Origin of the sequence: Streptomyces sp. NPDC086147 (assembly GCF_040702165.1) — a bacterium.
In the GTDB taxonomy this organism is placed as follows: Bacteria; Actinomycetota; Actinomycetes; order Streptomycetales; family Streptomycetaceae; genus Streptomyces.
The window spans coordinates 73,156-91,548 of record NZ_JBFBJO010000017.1; the positions used below are offsets into that span (position 1 = coordinate 73,156).

Here is an 18,393-nt window from a genome sequence, read left to right on the forward strand (position 1 = left end):
GTGTCGTCTCCTCATGCCGGCACCTGTTCCGAAGGCGTCGGGGCGACCGGGCGGGTGCGCACCGAGAGGGAGCCGAACAAGCCCGTCATCCAGTCCCGGAGGGCCTGCGGGGTGTCGCCCGTGACGATCCCGGTGAGGATCGTCTCTCCGGTCTGGTAGGTGATGTGATCGGGCAGTGGCGCACCGACGGCCAGTTCGTTCCAGGCGACCACGGAGGGGGTGTCGCGGAACGTGGCCCCTCCGTCCAGGCCCCGGTACTCCCTGTCGGCCAAGTGGTGACCCGGGTAGGCGAACCAACCGTAGCGGCGCGGCCGGGCCGGGGGTTCGGGAAGCATGCCGGCGACGGGTTCGCCGAGCAGGGCGCGTAGTTCGTAGGAGGGGAGGTGGACACCGGTGGCCAGCTCGACGGCAGCCACCACGTCGGCGCCCCCGACCCGGTTGCCGACCTCGAGGAAGACCGGCTCTCCGTCCTGGACGATCGCTTCGAGGTGGAAGCTGCCGTCCTCGATCCGTACCGCGGCCAGGGCGCGCGCCACCCACGCGCGGGTCTTGTCGGAGAACTCGATCTGGAACGATCCGAGCGGGTGGCCCTGCGAGTACTGCAGGCAGGTGTTGATGTACTCGCTGGCGCTGAGGACGAGTATCTCGCCGTCCTGTACCAGTCCGTCGAAGTGCCGGATCGGTCCGGAGACGAACTCCTCGACCTGGAAGTCCTCCCGGTCCTGTCCGGCGTCGAGCCGGGGGATGCCGGTCCTGCCCTCGCGGATCGCCGCCTCGGCCAGCGCGGGGGTGTCGAACACGAGCACGTCCTCGCTGGACGCGCCACGATGGGGCTTGAGCACGGTCCGGCCGCGCCAGGGGGCCGGCCTGTCGCCCTCGAGGAAGCGCGGCAGCGGGAGGAAGCGCGGCACGCGCAGACCGGCCTCCTGGACCGCCTGCTTCATCAGGACCTTGTCCCGGGCGAGCACGACCTGGGCGGGTGGAGCGCCCGGGACGCCCAGGTGTTCGCGCAGCATGGCGGCGTCGAGGAGTTCGTACTCCGAGACGGAGATGATCCGGTCGAAGTCGCGGGACCGGTGCGTCAGCCACTCCCGGGCTTCCTCGAAGGCGGGTCGGACGCCCGGACGGCTCACTCGTTCACATCGAAGGCCGGGTGGGAGGGTGGCCAAGGCCTGGTCGGTCCCGAAGTAGGTCACGTCGTGACGGTCGTGGGAGATCCCCCGGTGGTACTCGATCTTGAAGTAGGGCACGCGGTGCAGGACGAGGATCTTCATCGGGTTTTCCTGACGGGAGTGGGGAGACGCAGAGCGCTGTCCAGGGTGTCCAGCCAGACTTCGCGCAATGCGTGCACGACGGTGCGGATGTCGGCGCGGTCGCCCCGTAGGACGACGCAGCCCTGTGCTGCGAAGTCCGCGTTGTCGCGGGCGACGGCGTGCAGTTCACGCTGTCCGGGTGAGAGCCAGGAGAACTCGGTGACGGTGAGCTGCCCGTCGGTCAGGCCGAAGCGTTCGGTGGTGGCCCGGACGGCGTCGCCGAACGGGTCCGCGCCGACGACGACGTCGGCCGGTGAGAAGGAACGGTCGGTGCCGACGCCCAGCATCACCGTGGCCGCCGAGCAGCCGGGTACGAGTCGTTCCGCTCCGGCGGTGGCGCCGAAGGCCGTGTCGATCCAACGGTGGTGCAGATCGATGCCGTAGACCCATCGGGCCATCGACCAGATCTTCATGCCGCCCGGCCGTCGGTTGGGTTCCACGACTGCGGCGCGCAGCCCGTCGTCGCTCAGCTTGATCTCGTTGTGGAACGGGCCGTCGCTCTGGCCGACCAGCCAGTTCGCCTGGCGTCCCGTCCTTTCCAGGGTCGCCCGCTCGTGTTCTCGGAGCCGGGCGGGCAGGACCTGGGCGATCTCGACGGGGTAGCGGCCGCTCGCACTGACCTTCTCGGTCACGAACTCCAGCGGACCCAGTCCGTCGAAGGAGTACTCCCGCCGGTAGGGAATGAGCTCCTCGCACATCACCCCGCCGGCCAGATAGGGCAGGACCTCGGCGAACGCGGCGGTCAGGTCGTCACCGGGGCGGACCACGACGACCCCTCGGTTGTTGCCCTCCGCCACGGGCTTCATGACGAAGCCCTCGGGGTGCTCCCGCTGGAAGGCCCTGAGCTGGTCGAGCGAGGCGATCTCGGCGAAGGCGGGCACCATGACCCGCTGCGACTCAAGGAGTTCGGCGACGCGCGCTTCGCAGCGCCGGTAGTGGTGCTTGGAGAACGCCCCTTCGGCCAGGCGGGACGAGTCGACCGGGAGTCCCAGCCGTTCGAGCAGCTCGGCCCCGCTGCGCACCGCGTTGTCGGAGAAGACGATGCCCGCCTTGATCTGTTCGCGCCGGCCGTCGAGCAGCTTCTCGGCCGTTTCGGCGAAGTCGTCTTCGAGCGGGTCGAGGTCGAGGACCTCGTCGGCGATGGAGCGGTCGGCGTCGGTGGGGTCGGCGCGGATCAGAACGACCGCCGCACCGTGGTGTTCGTGGGCGTAGTTCCGCAGGTGACGGACCTCGTCGATCCTGCTCAGGTTGTAGTCGACGATGAGGAGGACCGGCCTGTTCATCCGTGCTCCTTTTCGTACACGATCTCGAGCGCGTGCTCGGAGGCGGGCACCAGTTCGGGGAGGATCACGTCGCGGTCGGCGCGGTCCATGCTCCAGAGCACCTGGCCGAGGAACACCTCGCGCGAGGCTCGTTCGACGACGTCCCCGGGCTCGAGGAGGACGTGTGACAGGACCGGACGCAGGAGGAGGCTGTCGTTCAGCCGGATCTCGCGGATCGTTCCGGGCGAGGCGAAGAAGACACGGAAGAAGGTCGCACTGCGTCCCTTCGGGGTGCCGTCGGGTGTGAAGGACAGGCTCTTCAGTTCCTCGAGGAACGCGGCCGGCCGGTGGGCGGCGAGCAGGGAGTCCAGCCAGAGGTCGAGCAGGTCGGGGCCGCCGGTCAAGGCCCCCACGCTGGGCGAGATGAGGCTGCCGCCGACGCGCGGGTTGACTTCGATCAGGTCCCAGCCGGACGGGGCGTGCCGGGCCTCGACGTGGAAGCAGCCCCAATCGAGGTCGAGGACGTCCAGCACGCTCGACACCCATCGGAGCCCGGCAGCGAGATCCTCGCGCGTCAGACTCGTGGGCGGACTCGTGCAGGCGTCCTCCAGGACGGCGTCGGCCGTCTCCGTCAGCTCGCATTTCTCGTGTACGGCCACGACGTGCGGCTCGCCGTCGACGACGATCACTTCGAAGCTGAACTCACGACCGGGTACGTAGTCCTCGACGAGGAACTCCATGGCCGGGGTGTTCGGGACCGGGTGCGCGCCGTGCGCGGCCGTGGGCGCGGCCACCGGGTCGTCGGGGTCGTGCCGGGGCGTGAAGACGCCGGCGTAGACCGTGTCGGACCGGGCCTCGGCGGCGATGCGCTCCAGGTCGGCCCAGGTCGTGTCGGCGGTGAGCGGGAACGTTCCGAAGGAGGCGATGCCGCTGACCGGTTTCACGAAATGGCGTCCGCCCCCACGCTGTCGCTCGGCGAGCGTCTCGGGAGTGAGCACGGATGCCCGGCTCCGACTGAGCCGCGCGTCGGAGAGGCGGTTGCGCACCGTCACCTTGTCGCGCAGTTGCAGGACCTGCTTCTCGTCCAGGTCCGGCACCCCCAGGCGGGCGTTGGCCAGCGCCATGAGGTGGCGGTAGCCCTCCCAGACGGTGAGACAGCACCGCACGTCCTCGCCCGCGGCGCGGAGGTGGTCGAGGTGTTCCTCGACGTCGCGCGGCGTCAGGACGTGTCCTTGTGTGATGCGGACGTCGTCGGCGAGGTCGGCGAGCACCGCCGGCCTGGACTGTTGGTGCTGTGGCTCCGGAAGCGAGCTGAGCACATGGCATTTCAGTCCTCGTGCCGCGACCGTGCGGGCGAGATCCTCCAGGAACGAGAACCCGACGTGGCTGAGCAGCAGCACTCCCCTGGCGTTTTCCGTGCTCAATCCGGCCTCCTAACCGGCGGGCGGGGGGCGTGGCGGTGTCGGCTGCCGCGCCCCCCGCTGGGGCGGGTGTCAGGCCGGCTGCTGCTCGGCCTTGGCGATGGTGTCCAGGTAGAGCTCCTCGAAGTACTTCGCCAGGATCGTCTGGTGCTCGCGGAGGTACCGCTTGAACGCGGCGACGTCCTCGTCGTTGCGCAGGAGGTGGCGAACGGCCGCCCAGACCTCGCCGGGGTGGTCGTCGTTGATGTCGGTGTGGGAGTGGTTGATCTGGCCGCCGATGTTGCCCTCGCCGACGGAGTTCTTCAGCGCCTCCAGCTTCTTGGGCTCCAGCTTCACGTTCACGTACTCGACGAGGTAGGAGTACGCGACGACGCCGAGCGGCCCCTCGTGGTCCAGGAGGTAGGAGAAGTAACCGGTCAGCAGCTTGGTCGACAGGTAGGGCTCGGTGGCCAGGAACTCCTCCCGCGACACCCCCACCTTCTCCAGGTCGGTGATGAAGAGCTCGTCGTGGAGCATTTCCTCCTGCTCGTAGTTGGCCCAGACCTGTGCCGCCTCCGGGCTGCGCTTGGCGATCTCGACCAGGGCCTTGGCCTCGGAGACGCGCAGCAGCCGGATACGCCAGGCGGTCTCGATCAGGTTCCGCTTGTAGTACTCGGAGTCGACGTTCTTGCCCTCCAGGTGGGCGGCTTCGGGAACGTTGGCGTACCACTCGAGGACCTGCTGGTCGAGCTGCTGGTCGATCTCGGCGCGCAGCTTTGCGGAGGCGGAGGCGCTGAGGAAACGGGAGCGCTCCCCGTAGCCGACGTTCGTCACGCGGTTCTGCATGGTTCACCTCTTCTTCTGGGTGCTCGCACGTGTGGACGAGCTTTTTCAGGTGGCATCGGCGACGCGAACGGTCGCGTCGCCCTGCAGCCGGCACTGACAGGCCAGGCGGTGCGAGCCGCCGGTCCGGCCGAGGTCTTCCAGGAAGTCGAGTTCGTCGTCGTCGGGCTCCCCCAGGGAGCCGAAGCCCTCCAGGACCTCGATGACACACGCACCGCAGGAACCGGATCGGCATCCGAACGGAATGAGTTGCTGCGACGTCTCGTACTCGACTTCGGTCAGGGGGGATCCCACGGGGAGAGATATCTCCGCACCCGTCGGAAGAATGTTCAGCCTTTTCATGATCATGGGATCAACGCGCCATCGGTGTCGGTGGAGTGGTCCGGGGCGAGACGGGATCCGGGGCGCAATTCCACCGCCAGGTGGTTCGCCGCGGTCGCCGCCTCTCCGAAGCCCACCGAGATAAGAGGAACACGCCCCTTGTAGGAGCACATGTCTCCGACCGCGTAGACCCCGGGCAAATTGGTGCGCATAGTCGCGTCGACCATGATCCGGCGATTCACCATCTGAAGCCCCCAATCGACAATCGGCCCCAGGTTGGTGATGAATCCCAGCGCCCCGACGAGAGCCTGGGCGGGCAGAACCCACTGCTTCTCCCCCGCCCGCACGAGCACTTCTTCCAGGCGCTCGGAGCCGCGACACGCCACCACCTCGGCATCGGTGATCACCTGGGCGCCGCTCGCGTACATCTGCTTGACGCCGTACTCGTGGGCGCGGAAGGCGGAGCGCCGGTGGACGACGGTGACGGACCGCGCGACCGACGCGAGAGCCAGGGCCCAGTCGACCGCGCTGTCACCGCCCCCCACGATCACCACGTCGCGTCCGCGGTGCTCGTCCAGACGCGGCACGTGGTGCGCCACGCCCCGGCCCTGGTAGGGCGCCAGGCAGGGCAGGGTGCGGGGGACCGGGCGGCCGAGTCCGGCCGCCACCACGACGGCCTTGGCGTGCACCCGACCGCCCCCCTCGAGGCCGATCACCCAGCCTCCGCCTTCGTCGGGCGCCAGGGAGAGCGCCGCCCGACCGAGCAGGTACCGGGGCCGGAACGGCGCGACCTGGGCGACCAGGTTGTCGACCAGGTCCCTGCCCCGCACCGCCGGGTGCCCGGCGACGTCGTAGATCTTCTTCTCGGAGTACAGGGCGGCGATCTGGCCACCCGGTTCGGGCAGAGCGTCGACCAGCACGCCGGAAAGCCCTCGGAAGCCTGCGCAGTAGGCCGCGTAAAGGCCGGCCGGGCCTGCTCCGACCACAGCGACGTCCGCGTTCGTCTTCATGCCGCCCACGGTCTTATCCATTCGAACTCCCGCTTGGTTCATCCTGGACTCCAGGCCTTTCTCGCGTCAGGTCGAATGCCTCGGACGGCTCGCTTTCTCGGCGGTTCGTCCTCGCGGCGGACAGAATTACCTCTTCTCGCCGTCAAGGATTCTCGCGCTCCGCTCAAGAGCGCCCGGGTGATCTTTTCGCGTTTCAGCCGGATTACCGTCGAGCGCCATTTCATAGTCCAGTGGCACGCGTACACCGTCAAGAAAAGGGCCCGGAACTTCGGACCGCACCGGACCCGGACTGCGGCGGAAGAAACTTTTCGCGTACGGGCCGGCGCGGGACGACCACCGCCCGGACGTCCTTGCCGCTCGGTGGATGCACGGTCCCAAGACAGGCGGACGCCGGGACGGGGGAACTGCTTCGTCCTCCGCGTCCCGGCGTCATTCCATGCTTCGTTCCCGACTCGCGCGTACGGTGCGCGCCCTCCACCGGGTCACGACGCGCCCTACTCCTCGACGGCATGGGCGTCGGTGTCGGCGTCGGTCTGGTGCAGGGCATCGGCGAAGCGCTGCCACTCCCTGGCGTAGAAGTTGGCCAGGTCGGCCACGACGACGGTGCAGTGCGGAGGCACCGCTGCCATCAGTTGCCGACCCACTTCGAGGTCGGGTGCGCGTTCGTTCAGCCAGCGCAGCAGGGCGCGCCCCGACTCGGTGAGGCGCAGTGACGGGTCCTTCGCCAGGGCCGCGGTGCGACGCGGCCGGCCGGGCCCCGCACACCGGCCGCCCGCCGCCCTCCCCTCGCCGCCTGCCGGACCGCGCTCCCGGGTCTCGCGTGCGGCACTTGGGCGCGACGCGGAGTTCCCCTTGTCACGTCGCATACGCTGGCGCACCTCGCACGCGGTGCTGACGGAGATTCCGGCGCTGGTGGCCGCCTCGTTCAGTGTGGCGTCCGGGTGCTCGGCGAGAAAGGCGCGCGCGGCCTCCCTGCGCCGCGCCGCATCGAGCGGCCGGGACCGGCCGTCCGCCCCGACCCGGGCATTCGACTGTGGAACTTCCTCGGTCGAAACCCGGCGGACGGCACTCACGGTCTTCGGGGAGAGCCGGGTGATGCGGGCGATCGCCCGATCTGACAGGTCGGGGTGCGAACCGAGGATCCGTCGGGCCGCGGCCCTCCGGTCCGCGAGCGTCAACGGCAGGCCGTGGCTGACGTTGGCCGCCACGGAGTGGATGAAGACCTCGCCGACCGGCCCGTCCAGGTAACGGACCAAAATCGTCTCCTCTCCCCGAAGCCCGGCCGCTTGGAGCCGATGCATCCCGTCGACCACGCGCAGGGTGTCCCGGTGGACCAGGATCGGCTCGATGGCACCCTGCGCGAGTGCCTCGACGTGTTCTCGGTCCACCCCGCCCAGACGTGGCGAGTCGGCGGCCTTCAGGGAGGCGAGGGGCACTCGGTGGATGTCGGAGCACTCGCTTCGCGCGGCTTCCCCGAGGTCGCGTGCCGTCTCCGGCCGGTCTGCCGGGAACGCGGGCGGGGTGTCCGCCAGGTCTGAAGGCACTGAAGTCTGCTTTCTGTCCGGTCTTTCCGCGGGTAGGGGATCGCAGGTGCCGAGGGACCGTCCCGACGACTCCGTCGACACGGTCCCGGCTCAGGACGCACGGGGTGGACGACGCACGGGAGACGGGTCTCGCCGGGAGCGTGGACGGGAACCCGGCGGGGCCGGGGCGATGCGCGGACCGACGGGCCACGCGTCGGGGCGCCGAGTCCGCGGGCAGCGGACGTGTCGAGCGGCGTGCGCACCGGACCGAACCCGTAGGAAGGGCCTCGCCCCCGTGTCACGCGACGGGGAACGGGCGGGGCTCACCTCGTCGACGACGGGGCCGGCGGCGTGAGCGGGGAGGGGCTCAGGGACCGCTGTCCGTCGTTCGCGACAGGGCCTCGGCATGCAGCGGCCGTACGCACTGGCTCGCTCGGGGTAGGCAGGCGAAGACGGTCTCGACGAACGCGGGGAGACCGGGGGTGTGGTCGTCTTCGGTGGACGCTCGGGACATCGGCTCGTGCAGCAGTGTCATCGGGATTCCCCTCCCATGCGATGTACCGCTGTCCCCGGTGGGTGTGAGGACGCTGTGCCCTCCGGGGGCGGGGTCCCTCGGAGGCGAGACCGAGCCAAGCATAAAAAGCGCTATTTATGTCTGGCGGGAGGGCAAGCGTGGCGCAACTTCGGCAACTCCACCCGTACGCGCCTCCACGGCTCGGACAGAGTCTCGCCACGGGCAGACCGCGCTCGTCGACGCCGCCACCAGGAGGAGGACAGGCCCTGCGCGCTCCGAGACGGGGCGCGACGTGTTCGGCGTCGCCGTGCGCGGGCCGGCGCTGATGCCGTCCGCGTACAGGAAGAACGGCCACGGCCTGTCCGGTGCGCAGGAAGGCCGAACGCGGCAGCGGATTCGGCCAAGTCGACCTCGACCGTCTAGCCGACCATAAATAGCGCTTTTTATGCTTGGCTCGGTCTCGCCTCCGAGGGACCCCGCCCCCGGAGGGCACAGCGTCCTCACACCCACCGGGGACAGCGGTACATCGCATGGGAGGGGAATCCCGATGACACTGCTGCACGAGCCGATGTCCCGAGCGTCCACCGAAGACGACCACACCCCCGGTCTCCCCGCGTTCGTCGAGACCGTCTTCGCCTGCCTACCCCGAGCGGATCAACTCAAGTGGGCGAAGTCCTACGTCGAGGCCCTGTTGCAGACACCGGGCAAGAAGTCGCCGCGCCGGCTGGCGGAATCCGTCAGCGACTCCCCGACCGCTTCCCAGGCCCTGCACCAGTTCGTGAACGCAAGCCCGTGGGACTGGCTGATGGCACGTCGGGAACTGCTGCGCTGGGCGGCGCAGGCCGGCTCAGCGGTGACCGCCTGGACGCTGACACCGGTGTTCATACCCAAGCGCGGCGACCACTCCGCCGGAGTCCACTGCAGGTTCGACCCCGTGCGGGGACGGCTGTTGAACTGCCAGCTGGGAATGGCCGTACTGGCCACAGGCGAACACGGCCCCCTGCCGATCGACTGGGACCTCTACATCCCCGGCGAGTGGACCGGGAACCGGCGGACCAGGGCGCGGGTGCCGGAAGAGATACGTGGCCCTCTGTGGTCACAGGCCCTGAGGCTGATCCGGCGCGCTCCCTCGTGGCATTCCGTCCACAACGCCCCCGTCACAGCGGACCTGTCCTGGCTGCCGGACCAGGAAGCCTTCCTCACCCGTCTGACGCGGAGCGAGCGGCCTTTCGTGGTGCAGGTGCCCGACACCCTGCGCATCGTGCGCACGACGTCCTCGGTGCCGGGTGCAGCACCGCTCACCCTCCAGCAGATCCTCGCGGACCCCTCGGCGGCGGCCGGAGGGGAAGGAGACCACGTCGTCTCCCTCCCGGTGGCACTCCCCGGCCGTTCGACGGAACGCGTACCGCTGCGACTGCTCGTCCGGCACCGTCCGAACGACTCGGCGCGAACGTGGCTGACGAACCTGGTCGACCGGCAGCTGCCCGAGCTGCTGCCGCTGATGCGCCAGCCGCGACTGGCCGCGGGTGTGGTGAGCACTCTCAACGAGGAATTCGGGCTGCAGGACTTCGAGGGTCGGTCGTTCCCGGGATGGCACCACCACACAACACTGGTCTCCGCCGCCTTCGCCTACTCCCGGGTCGGTGACCGTACTGCCGGGACCGTCCCTCGAGGCTGAGCTCCCGGAGCGGTGAACGGCTTCACGGTGGCACACGTCCTCCGCCATGACGGCCGGGCCCTGCCGGCACCGCCTTCGGCTGTCCGTCCGCCGTTCGTCGTCGCCGTCGACCACGGCCGTGCCGACGGCGATCCCCGCTGCCCGTCTCCGACCCGGGCGCGTGCCGCACGACGAACCCGCCCGGGTCCGCCGCATTCGTGCGCCCGTGCCGTCAGCCCGCACGGGAGGCCCGGCCCGCGTCCGGCCCCCTGCAGCAGCTTCGAAAGCAGGGGGCCGCCGTACGCGCTCAGCCCGTGTGCGCGTCCAACCCTTCGAGCACGGCGCTCCAGACCTCGGCGAAGTCAGGCCCGGTCGGGACTCCCCCGGCCCCGGCCCTCCTGGCGTCCGCCATGGCGCCCTCGACCACGTACATGACGAGCCGAACGGCGACGGTCGGACGTACGCCGGCGACGAGGTCGCCGGCGGCGGTAGCTCTTTCGAGGAGGCGCGACACCTCCTCGTGGAAGGCGTCGAACCAGTCGGAGGCGACGTGCCCCTCCTGGATCAGGCGTACGGCAGCCCGGGTGAGGACGTTGCCCTGGAGGGCCGTCACCATCTGCAGGACGAGGAAGGACAGCTCGGTGAGGGCTCCGGCAGCGGTCGGACGAGCCGTACCGATGTGCCGCAGTTCGTCGACGCCCTTCTGCACCACCTCGAAGGCGAGTGATGCCTTGCAGCGGAAATGGAAGGTGAGGGCCCCCAGCGTGACGTTCGCCTCCACACACACGCTGCTCAGCGTCGTCCCGTCATAGCCGTACCGGTCGAAGCGGCGTGCTGCGGACAGGACGAGGTTCGCGCGGGTGGACGCGGCTCGCTCACTCTTCTTCATATAGGCCTCGAAGATCACACGACGATGTTCGACGCCGGCTCCACCGGGCTTGTCGGCATGTCGGCCAGAACGTTCTGAGCAGCCTCTGCGGCGACAGATGAACTGTCGTGCCTGACCGGTCCCGCGGCGACGGCTCGACGGGCGGTTCGACCATACGGCCGACGCCCGACGACGAGCACGCGATCAGGGGAAAGCCCTTACGTTCTCGGCAAGTTCACCCGTTGGGCATGCTCTATCGGGCGGTCCACCCCCCGTCGACCGGAATAACCGCGCCGGTGGTGAACGACGAGCGGTCCGAGCAGAGCCACGCGGCCGTCCGGGCGATCTCGACGGGGTCGGCCAGGCGCCGCTGAATCGAGCGTTCGGTGAAGGGCCCGAGAAGTGCAGGCGTGTCGGAGAGCACCTGCTCCATCAACTCGGTCCGCGTGCTGCCGACAGCCATCGCGTTGACACGGATGCCGTGCTTCGCGTACTCGTCGGCCGCTGCCCTGCTCAGGCCGATGACCGCGTGCTTGGCTGCGATGTACGGGGCGGAGGCACCGGTCGCGCGGACTCCGGCGACACTCGAGGTGTTCACGATGGAGCCACCTCGTTCGAGCATCACGGCTATCTCCGCCCTCATCGCGTTCCACACGCCTCGCGCATTGACATCCATGATGCGGTCGTACTCTTCGTCGTCCATCAGGTGCATGGGGGTGCCGGTGGAGGTCCACCCCGCGTTGTTGAAGGCGGCGTCGACCCCGCCGAACGTCTCGACCGCGGTCCGCACGACCGTCCGCATCTCCTCGGCGCGCGTCACATCGGCCACCACGGCGACGGCCTTTCCGTCCCGGGCGCCGATCCTGTCGACCACGTCGAGCAACCGGTCCTTGCGGCGGGCTGTCAGGACCACCTGGGCGCCCTCCCGCACGAAGAGTTCCGCAGCGGCCGCGCCGATGCCGCTGCTGGCTCCGGTGATGACGACCGTCTTGCCGTCCAACAGACCCTGCCCGGCCATGAGGCTCCTTGATGTGTGTGTCGCGTTCGACCGCCTTCGAGACAGCCGTACCGGAAGTGGTCGTCCTGAGGTCGTCGACCTCACTCGAAGCGGTCCCGATGGTCCAGTGCCCACTGCGCGAAGGTGGTGGCGGGCCTCCCGATGATCCGCTCCACCGTGTCGGTGGTGTGGGACTTGGCTCCGGCGAGCTGCCGCTCGGCACTCACGAGCAGGGCGTCGGCCATCGGCGCCGGGTGCCGGCGCAAGTAGCGCCGGTGCGCTTCCTCCGGGGACAACTCCCGGCAGACGAGGGGGCGCCCCAGCACCTCGGCGAGAATCGCCGACTGTTCGTGGGCCGACAGTGCTTGTGGTCCGGTGAGTTGGTACGACTGGAAGTGGTGCCTGACGTCCCCGAGGAGACGGGCGGAGACCTCCGCTATGTCCTCGGGCGCGATGCAGGCGTTGCGGCTGTGCGGGTACAGGGCGTGCGTGGAGTCGTGGCTGCGCATGTCAGGTGCCCATCCCAGCGCATGGGACATGAACGATCGCGGCCGGACCATGGTCCAGGGGATTCCGCTCGCCCTGATGCGCTCCTCGTTCTTCCGCTGCCACTCGGTGACGAGGTCGTGTGCGGCGTTGTCGAGCACGGCTGCGGCGGAGAGCTTCACGATGTGTCCCACACCCGCTTCGACGGCTGCCTCCACCACGTTCCGGTCGTGCTCGGGGCGCATGGGGTCGTTGGTCACCACGAAGAGGACGTCCGCTTCTCGGAACGCGGCGACGAGGCTCTCGCGCACGCCGTAGTCGCAGGTGACGTGCCGTACCCCGGAACGGACCACTTCGGGTGATGAGGTGCGGCTGGTGAGAGTGACCCGGAAGTGAGCCGGGAGATGGCGGACCATCAACGAGGCCACCTGCCCCGTCGCACCGGTGAGCACGATGTGCGACATGAGCGCGGTCACCGACCCGGGACGCGCGCAGGACCGATCTGGATGTCGTGCGCCACGGACTCGGACGCGACGCTGGGCAGCAGCAGGTCCCACATGTCACAGACCCTTTCCATGAGATCGGCACGCCCGGCCGCCAGATTCGAGTAGACCTGCAGACCGGTACAGGCACCCACCAAGAACCGTGCCAAACGGTCCGGGCAGGTCCCCTCACGGAGTTCACCCTCCCGTCGGGCCACATCGAGGTGGTCTCGCATCAGTTCCCGCCACTCCTCGAAGGAGGTGGCGTCGTTCATGCCGTGACTGCCCTGTTCCACAGCGAGACGAACGCCCGCGCGCAGGATCGGGTCGCGCTTCATGCGATCCGCCCATACGAGGGTGATGTCGACCATCCGCTGCAGTCCGGTCGACTCGAGGTGAGGCTCTATCGTCGTCGGCTGGGCGTTCATCAGGGCTTCGGCCAGCCCCTGCTTCGAGCCGAAGTGGAAGTAGAGCGCGCCAAGGGTGAGTCCGGCCCGTTCGACGATCCGAGTCACCGACGCCTGCTCGTAGCCGGCCTCGTCGAAGACTTCCGCCGCTGCCAGCAAGACCCTCTGTCGCGTCCGAGCGGCCTGCTGCGCCTTGACAGATGTCACCCTGCATCACTCCTCGACACACATAGATAACATAATTTATGTTAGCCGCACGGTTGTCACGCAGGCCATGAACTCGGGGAGATGGGCCACATGCCCAACGTTCACAACGGCGGATCGGAAGGACTGCGGGTCGCCGCGAGGGTGCCACAGGAACTCGTGCACAAGCGGGACTCGACCGAGGTCCTCCTCACCGACTGGACCACCCACGGCCGGAACCGGCACACCATCCACGCCTCGTGGCCCCGTCATCACTCCTTCTACCAGTCGCGGAACCACCGTTTCGACCCTCTGCTCTTCGTGGAGACGGTGCGTCAGACGTTTCCGTTGCTGTCCCACGTCGCCTACGGCGTGCCTTTCGGCAGCCACCTGGTCTGGGACGACTTCGCCTTCGAAGTCGAACCGCAGGTCATGTCGGCCCCGTCGGCGCGCGCCGACGTCGTCCTGGATGCCACCTGCGCCGATGTCCGGACCAGAAAGGATCGTCTGGTCTCGATGACCATGTATGCGGAGGTCCGGCTGAACGGTCGCCACGTCGGCAGCGCCCGCACCCGGTTCACCAATCACTCCTCCGCCGTCTACCGGCGATTACGCGGTGGGCACGATCTTGCCGGGGCACTCCGCCGAGCCCTGCCGCCACCACCGCCCCTCCAGCCGGTCACGGTAGGGCACCGTCACCGCGAGAACGTGGTGCTGGCGGACACCGGTCGCCCGGGCCACTGGCAGTTGCGCGCCGACCTGGATCACGCCGTCCTGTTCGACCACCCCGTCGACCATGCGCCCGGCATGCTCCTCCTGGAAGCCGTCCGTCAGGCCGCGCACGCCGACTCACCCGGTACGGACCGCATGGTGACCGGGATGTCGGTCTCCTTCGACGGCTGGGTGGAACTGGACGCGCCGGCCTGGGTCTCGATAACCCCGTCACGCGGCAACACACTGCGGGCCGTCGTCGAGCAGGAGCAGAGCACCCGTCTGACCGCCGAGGTCACGGTCGAGCCCGTGCCGATCCGAGCGGATCGGCACCCGGCCGACCATGAGCAGACTCCCGACCGCCGCCGGTCGGCCGCGCTCCACTCTTCGGTCTTTCCTTGAACGGACCGCGTCTCGACAGCCGACCGCAGCCGGGTCCCCCCGGTCCCGATCGGCCTGGACTCCGGAAAGCCGCAGATCGTGTCGGCGGCGCGGGGGCCTGGTGCCGACCCGGAGTCACCGCGTCAGCGGGTCACGCGCTCACGGGCGCAAGTGGCCTCGTCCGACACGGGTGGGGACGGCCCGTTGAACTCGCGGATTGGAGCAACCGTGGCGCCTGCGCAACCAGGTCCTTCAACTGAAGCCGGAACACGAGTCCCGCGGAAGGCATCCGCAACGTGCTTGCGCCGAGGAGGTCGAACGACGGCTGCGCGTCAGCACGACGTTCACTCAGCCGTGGTATGAGGGCGGCAGCCCGGGCCCGTCTTCCTTCTCGGCGGTCCGCCGGTCCGCCGGTCCGAGCAGGAACTGCAGCACACACGGTGGCCAGCTGGGCAGGCGAGAGTCCCCAATGCCCATCCTGCGGACACCAGTCGGCTAAATCCTCGTCGCACCGCAGTCCATCGAGACGATCGCCTACCCATGATGAGTGCGGAATTCTGTGATGAGTGCAAAATTCTGTCAATCTTCTCCCCGGTCTAGATAGTAAGGTCCGGAGGCGGGCATCCTGCGTGGAGACCGGGGAGAACCAGGTAAGGATCTGTCGGAAGGCTCCTATGGAGATCATCATCAAGGGCGCGAGCGAAGAGTTCGCCGAGAAGCTCGTCGCGCTCGCCGCTCAGCATCACGCGGAGCTGTCCATCAGCACCGTCCAGCCGGGCTGGACCGTCGACCGAGCCGAGCGTTATCTCCGCTCCCTGACCGCCAGCGGTCGCCGGATGGCCCAGATGGTCATCGTCGACGGCGACGGCTACCTCGAAGCCGACAAGCTGCGCAGCGAGCTCGGCAAGCTCAACGGCCCGTCCAACTCCCTGAAGCGAGCCGTTGATCGTGGCGTCCGCAAGGACTGGTGGCCGGAGGGGACCCCGGCCCCCATCACCCCCGTGTCCAACCCCGCCAACCCCTCCTGGCACCAGAACATCGCCTACCGGATGGACCAGGAACTCGTCCCCGTCTTCCGCCAGGCGCTCACCCGAGCCATGGGCTTCCCGCCGGCGGACAACGACCAGCAGCCGTAGGCATCCCGTTCCACCGACATCCCCTCCCCCGGGTACGAGAAGCCGGTGATGCAGACCGACAACGCCCAATACCTCGAACTCGCCGCCCGGTCCGGTCGATGACCACGCATCTCCCGATCATGGAGTCCGGCCGCTGGTCGGCCTCGGTGCAGGCTTTCACCCCCGACCTCTGCCTGCCACTCCCGTCCGTGGATCTTGGGGACTACGCCAGCAGGACCACCGAGGCGGCCCGGGAGACGGCACACAGCGCTGCAAGATGATCTCGGCAAAGCACTACGACCCTTCAACCAAGGGGCACCGCACAGTGAATGAGGAGGTGGCACCTTAGTCCGGGTGGGTCCCAGCAAGCTGGGACCAGTGCAGCGTGGTTGATGACGGGAAGTGGTCGCCGTGCATACGTGGCGCACGCCTGCCTACGTGGACGCATCGTCGTGGCTGACTGTCGGTGGTGCAGGTTCAGGAGGGTGGGAGAGCGCTGAGCTCGGGGAAAACCTGCTGGTAGTGGGCTTGTACCAGCGTTGTGGAACGTAAGGAAGTTGGTGTCTGCGAGTCGTACCCGTGTGGCTTCGGGTTCATGGGGCGGCAGGTGCAGAAGATGTTCTAGATGTTGACCGACCACGTTTCCGCTGGTCAGAGCCTTGCCGATGGGGAAAAACTTATGTCTCAGGGTCAAGAAACCCCCTGCTGACATGCCTGGGGAAGCAAGTTCGCCCGTAAAAATTGCGACCTCTATGCGCAATCTTGCGACGCCGGAAGAACCTTGCCTCTCCAGTCATAGAACACCGGCGCAACGCGCACATGGGTCGCGTCGTTGCTATGCATGTGCGCAATCGATACTGTGCGCTTCGTCTAGGTATCGATCATCAGGAGTGTCAGGAACCCATGCCCGCATCCGCTCCCGGAGACCCACGGCGTTCTCCGCGGACAGCACCACGCGCCCCCAGCGCCAACAGCCCCTTCGCGGTCGGCGCACTCCGCCCGCGCGCCAACACCGTCGAGCTCCCGCCGGGCCACCGGGCAGAGATCACCCAGGAACGCGTCTCCGCCCAGTTCCTCGGCAAGTACTTCGCCCAGGACAGCCTCGACTTCCTGATGTGGCTCGCCCAGTACTACTGGAACGACCTCACAGGCCTGCGCGTCGTGCTCTACCTGATGGGCAGCCAAGAGGTCGGCGGCATCGTCAAGCGCACCCAGCGCAGGATCGCCACCGATCTGAAGCTGTCCGACGAAGCGGTTTCCCGCGCCATGACCAAAGCCCGGAAGATGGGTCTCGTCCACACGGTCTCCCGCGGCCGCCACCAGCTCCAGCCCACCGTGACCCTCCGCGGCGGCTACGTGACCGTCGACACCCCTGTCCGGGGAGCCGCCGCGAAGCGGACGACCGTCAGGATCGAACAGCTCAGCCTGCTCAACGAGCTGGTCCTCGACGATCAGGTCCCGGAGGTGTTCCGGGAGATGGCGATGCCCGACGCCACGCTCCCACCGCCGTCTCCTCGACCCTCCAAGGAACCCAGGACCAGCCCCAGTACCCAGCAGCCGGAGGAGTGAGATGATCCCGGCAACCTCTGTGAGCCCCGAACCACCCGAGCTGACCTATGGCTCGCTGAACGGCTTCGCTTACCTGCCGGCCATGCCGGGCATCGCGTACCGCGTCCTGACCAAAGTCGTGGGCATCCAGGAGCCCGGCGGACGCTGCATCATCACCGAGAACGAGCTCGCCGAGATGCTCAACGTCCATCGGTCGCTGGTCGGACGCGGGTTCCAGTGCCTCGGTCACGCCCGGCTCGTCTTCCGGCAGGCCAAGGGCGTCTACCGCCTCAATCCCATGATCAGCGGCTACCGCACCGTCGCCGACCAGCTCGCGGCCATCAACGAGATGGACCCCGAAGACCGGCTCGACATCGACGACTACCAAGAACGCTACGACCAGGCCGTCGCCGAGGCGGAGGAAGAACGCCGCCGCCGTGCCGCCGCCCGCAAGAAGTCCCAGGACACGGCCCCGGCGGAATCCGCCGAGACCGACTCCGTGGAGGACCCCGCGGTCCTCGACTTCGCCGCAGCCAGAAGGACACGGCGCAGGAGCGGCAAGAAGTAACACGGAAAACACTGAGGCCCCTGCCTGAGCAGGGGCCTCAATGCGTCTAGATATCGCCGTCAGAGTACTGCCTCCACCGCGATAGCACCATCTCGATCTTCGACCATCCGTGTCCGAACGACCCGCCTGAGGGAAACCCGGCCATGGATGTGTCCCGGTTCGTACGTGCCGCCGCATGATCCCGGACGGTGCGGAGACGTTCACGGGTCTCACCAAGCCCTACAGGGCGGCTCCGGCGCGGCCCCTACAGGTCGAACTCCAGGTGCTCGACGTTCGTGAAGCGGACCTCCTCCAGGCTGCCCGCGCGGCGGCCGCCGTCCTGGAAGTACACCTCTCTGATTCCTTCGGCGGTGATCTCCTGGAGGCGCTGGTCGCCGGCGCCGGCGTCCTGGGCGTCGAAGAGGCGGGCGGCGTAGTGGGGTGGCAGTGCCACGGTCAGGTGACGGATGCGGTCTTCGTCCGTCGTACCGATCGGGGCGGTGTAGCCCATGCGGGCGCGGGTGTCGATGACGATGCCGCCCGTCGTGGCCGCCTTCTGCCGGGCCCTGGCCCGGACCTGGGGCTGCCAGCGCTTCTTCACCTCGCGCTCCAGGCGCACGGCGAGGTCCGGGCGGGGCTTCTTGATCTGGCCCTTCACGTAGCGTTCGACGGTGCGCTGGGAGACCCGCAGCAGCTGGGCGACCGCCTTGGTGCCGTCCATCCGCTTGACCAGGTAGCGCATCTGCGCGCCGGCCGACTTCGGCGCGGGGCGGGTGAACGCCTTCTGCACCGCCTTCTCCAGGCCGTCCCCGAACAGGCTCATCG

The 18,393-nt window shown here is 68.5% G+C and carries 17 protein-coding genes; 5 read left to right on the top strand and 12 right to left on the bottom strand.

Annotation, left to right across the window (positions count from 1 at the left end; all coding sequences use genetic code 11):
• Positions 1–11: 11 nt before the first annotated feature.
• The 7 genes from AB0398_RS27615 to AB0398_RS27645 form a co-directional block, all read right to left on the bottom strand.
• The gene (locus AB0398_RS27615) at positions 12–1,274 is read right to left on the bottom strand and encodes an ATP-grasp domain-containing protein (protein ID WP_366378325.1); all 1,263 of its coding nucleotides are present in this window, start codon (positions 1,272–1,274) and stop codon (positions 12–14) included.
• On the bottom strand, positions 1,271–2,596 hold the full coding sequence (locus tag AB0398_RS27620) for a biotin carboxylase (protein WP_366378326.1): 1,326 nt from the start codon (positions 2,594–2,596) through the stop codon (positions 1,271–1,273). The genes AB0398_RS27615 and AB0398_RS27620 overlap by 4 nt, the downstream gene beginning before the upstream one ends.
• Positions 2,593–3,999, bottom strand: coding sequence for an ATP-grasp domain-containing protein (locus AB0398_RS27625; protein ID WP_366378327.1), 1,407 nt, complete (start codon positions 3,997–3,999; stop codon positions 2,593–2,595). Before AB0398_RS27625 ends, AB0398_RS27620 begins: the two co-directional genes overlap by 4 nt.
• 69 nt (positions 4,000–4,068) lie before the next feature.
• The gene (locus tag AB0398_RS27630) at positions 4,069–4,821 is read right to left on the bottom strand and encodes a hypothetical protein (protein ID WP_366378328.1); all 753 of its coding nucleotides are present in this window, start codon (positions 4,819–4,821) and stop codon (positions 4,069–4,071) included.
• Positions 4,822–4,866: 45 nt separating this feature from the next.
• Positions 4,867–5,166 carry a 2Fe-2S iron-sulfur cluster-binding protein gene (locus AB0398_RS27635; protein WP_366378329.1) on the bottom strand — a complete coding sequence of 100 codons (300 nt, stop codon included), beginning with the start codon at positions 5,164–5,166 and terminating at the stop codon, positions 4,867–4,869.
• Positions 5,163–6,170 carry an NAD(P)/FAD-dependent oxidoreductase gene (locus tag AB0398_RS27640; protein ID WP_366378330.1) on the bottom strand — a complete coding sequence of 336 codons (1,008 nt, stop codon included), beginning with the start codon at positions 6,168–6,170 and terminating at the stop codon, positions 5,163–5,165. The genes AB0398_RS27635 and AB0398_RS27640 overlap by 4 nt, the downstream gene beginning before the upstream one ends.
• Before the next feature lie 473 nt (positions 6,171–6,643).
• Positions 6,644–7,693 carry a ParB/RepB/Spo0J family partition protein gene (locus AB0398_RS27645; RefSeq protein WP_366378331.1) on the bottom strand — a complete coding sequence of 350 codons (1,050 nt, stop codon included), beginning with the start codon at positions 7,691–7,693 and terminating at the stop codon, positions 6,644–6,646.
• Positions 7,694–8,733: 1,040 nt separating this feature from the next.
• Between AB0398_RS27645 and AB0398_RS27650 the strand changes: the two genes are divergently transcribed.
• Positions 8,734–9,864, top strand: a complete 1,131-nt coding sequence (locus AB0398_RS27650; RefSeq protein ID WP_366378332.1) for a transposase — start codon at positions 8,734–8,736, stop codon at positions 9,862–9,864.
• 286 nt (positions 9,865–10,150) lie between these two features.
• On the opposite strand, the gene AB0398_RS27655 is transcribed toward AB0398_RS27650, so the two are convergent.
• From AB0398_RS27655 to AB0398_RS27670, 4 genes are all read right to left on the bottom strand, one after another.
• The gene (locus AB0398_RS27655; RefSeq protein WP_366378333.1) at positions 10,151–10,732 is read right to left on the bottom strand and encodes a TetR/AcrR family transcriptional regulator; all 582 of its coding nucleotides are present in this window, start codon (positions 10,730–10,732) and stop codon (positions 10,151–10,153) included.
• 232 nt (positions 10,733–10,964) lie between these two features.
• A complete protein-coding gene (locus AB0398_RS27660; RefSeq protein WP_366378334.1) occupies positions 10,965–11,729 on the bottom strand; it encodes an SDR family oxidoreductase in 765 nt (254 codons plus the stop codon).
• Between the two features lie 80 nt (positions 11,730–11,809).
• A complete protein-coding gene (locus tag AB0398_RS27665; protein ID WP_366378335.1) occupies positions 11,810–12,658 on the bottom strand; it encodes an NAD(P)H-binding protein in 849 nt (282 codons plus the stop codon).
• A gap of 8 nt (positions 12,659–12,666) precedes the next feature.
• Positions 12,667–13,290: a ScbR family autoregulator-binding transcription factor gene (locus AB0398_RS27670; RefSeq protein WP_366378336.1), complete on the bottom strand. Its 624-nt coding sequence runs from the start codon at positions 13,288–13,290 to the stop codon at positions 12,667–12,669.
• An 81-nt stretch (positions 13,291–13,371) separates the two neighbouring features.
• Between AB0398_RS27670 and AB0398_RS27675 the strand changes: the two genes are divergently transcribed.
• From AB0398_RS27675 to AB0398_RS27690, 4 genes are all read left to right on the top strand, one after another.
• On the top strand, positions 13,372–14,379 hold the full coding sequence (locus tag AB0398_RS27675; protein ID WP_366378337.1) for a ScbA/BarX family gamma-butyrolactone biosynthesis protein: 1,008 nt from the start codon (positions 13,372–13,374) through the stop codon (positions 14,377–14,379).
• 653 nt (positions 14,380–15,032) lie between these two features.
• Positions 15,033–15,494 (top strand): hypothetical protein, encoded by a 462-nt coding sequence (locus AB0398_RS27680; protein WP_366378338.1) that lies wholly within the window; start codon positions 15,033–15,035, stop codon positions 15,492–15,494.
• Positions 15,495–16,376: 882 nt separating this feature from the next.
• Positions 16,377–17,042, top strand: coding sequence for a hypothetical protein (locus AB0398_RS27685; RefSeq protein WP_366378339.1), 666 nt, complete (start codon positions 16,377–16,379; stop codon positions 17,040–17,042).
• A 1-nt stretch (position 17,043) separates the two neighbouring features.
• A complete protein-coding gene (locus AB0398_RS27690) occupies positions 17,044–17,589 on the top strand; it encodes a hypothetical protein (RefSeq protein ID WP_366378340.1) in 546 nt (181 codons plus the stop codon).
• Positions 17,590–17,833: 244 nt separating this feature from the next.
• Here the strand turns inward: AB0398_RS27690 and AB0398_RS27695 are convergent, their stop codons facing one another.
• Positions 17,834–18,391 carry an XRE family transcriptional regulator gene (locus AB0398_RS27695; RefSeq protein WP_366378341.1) on the bottom strand — a complete coding sequence of 186 codons (558 nt, stop codon included), beginning with the start codon at positions 18,389–18,391 and terminating at the stop codon, positions 17,834–17,836.
• Between the last annotated feature and the right edge of the window lie 2 nt (positions 18,392–18,393).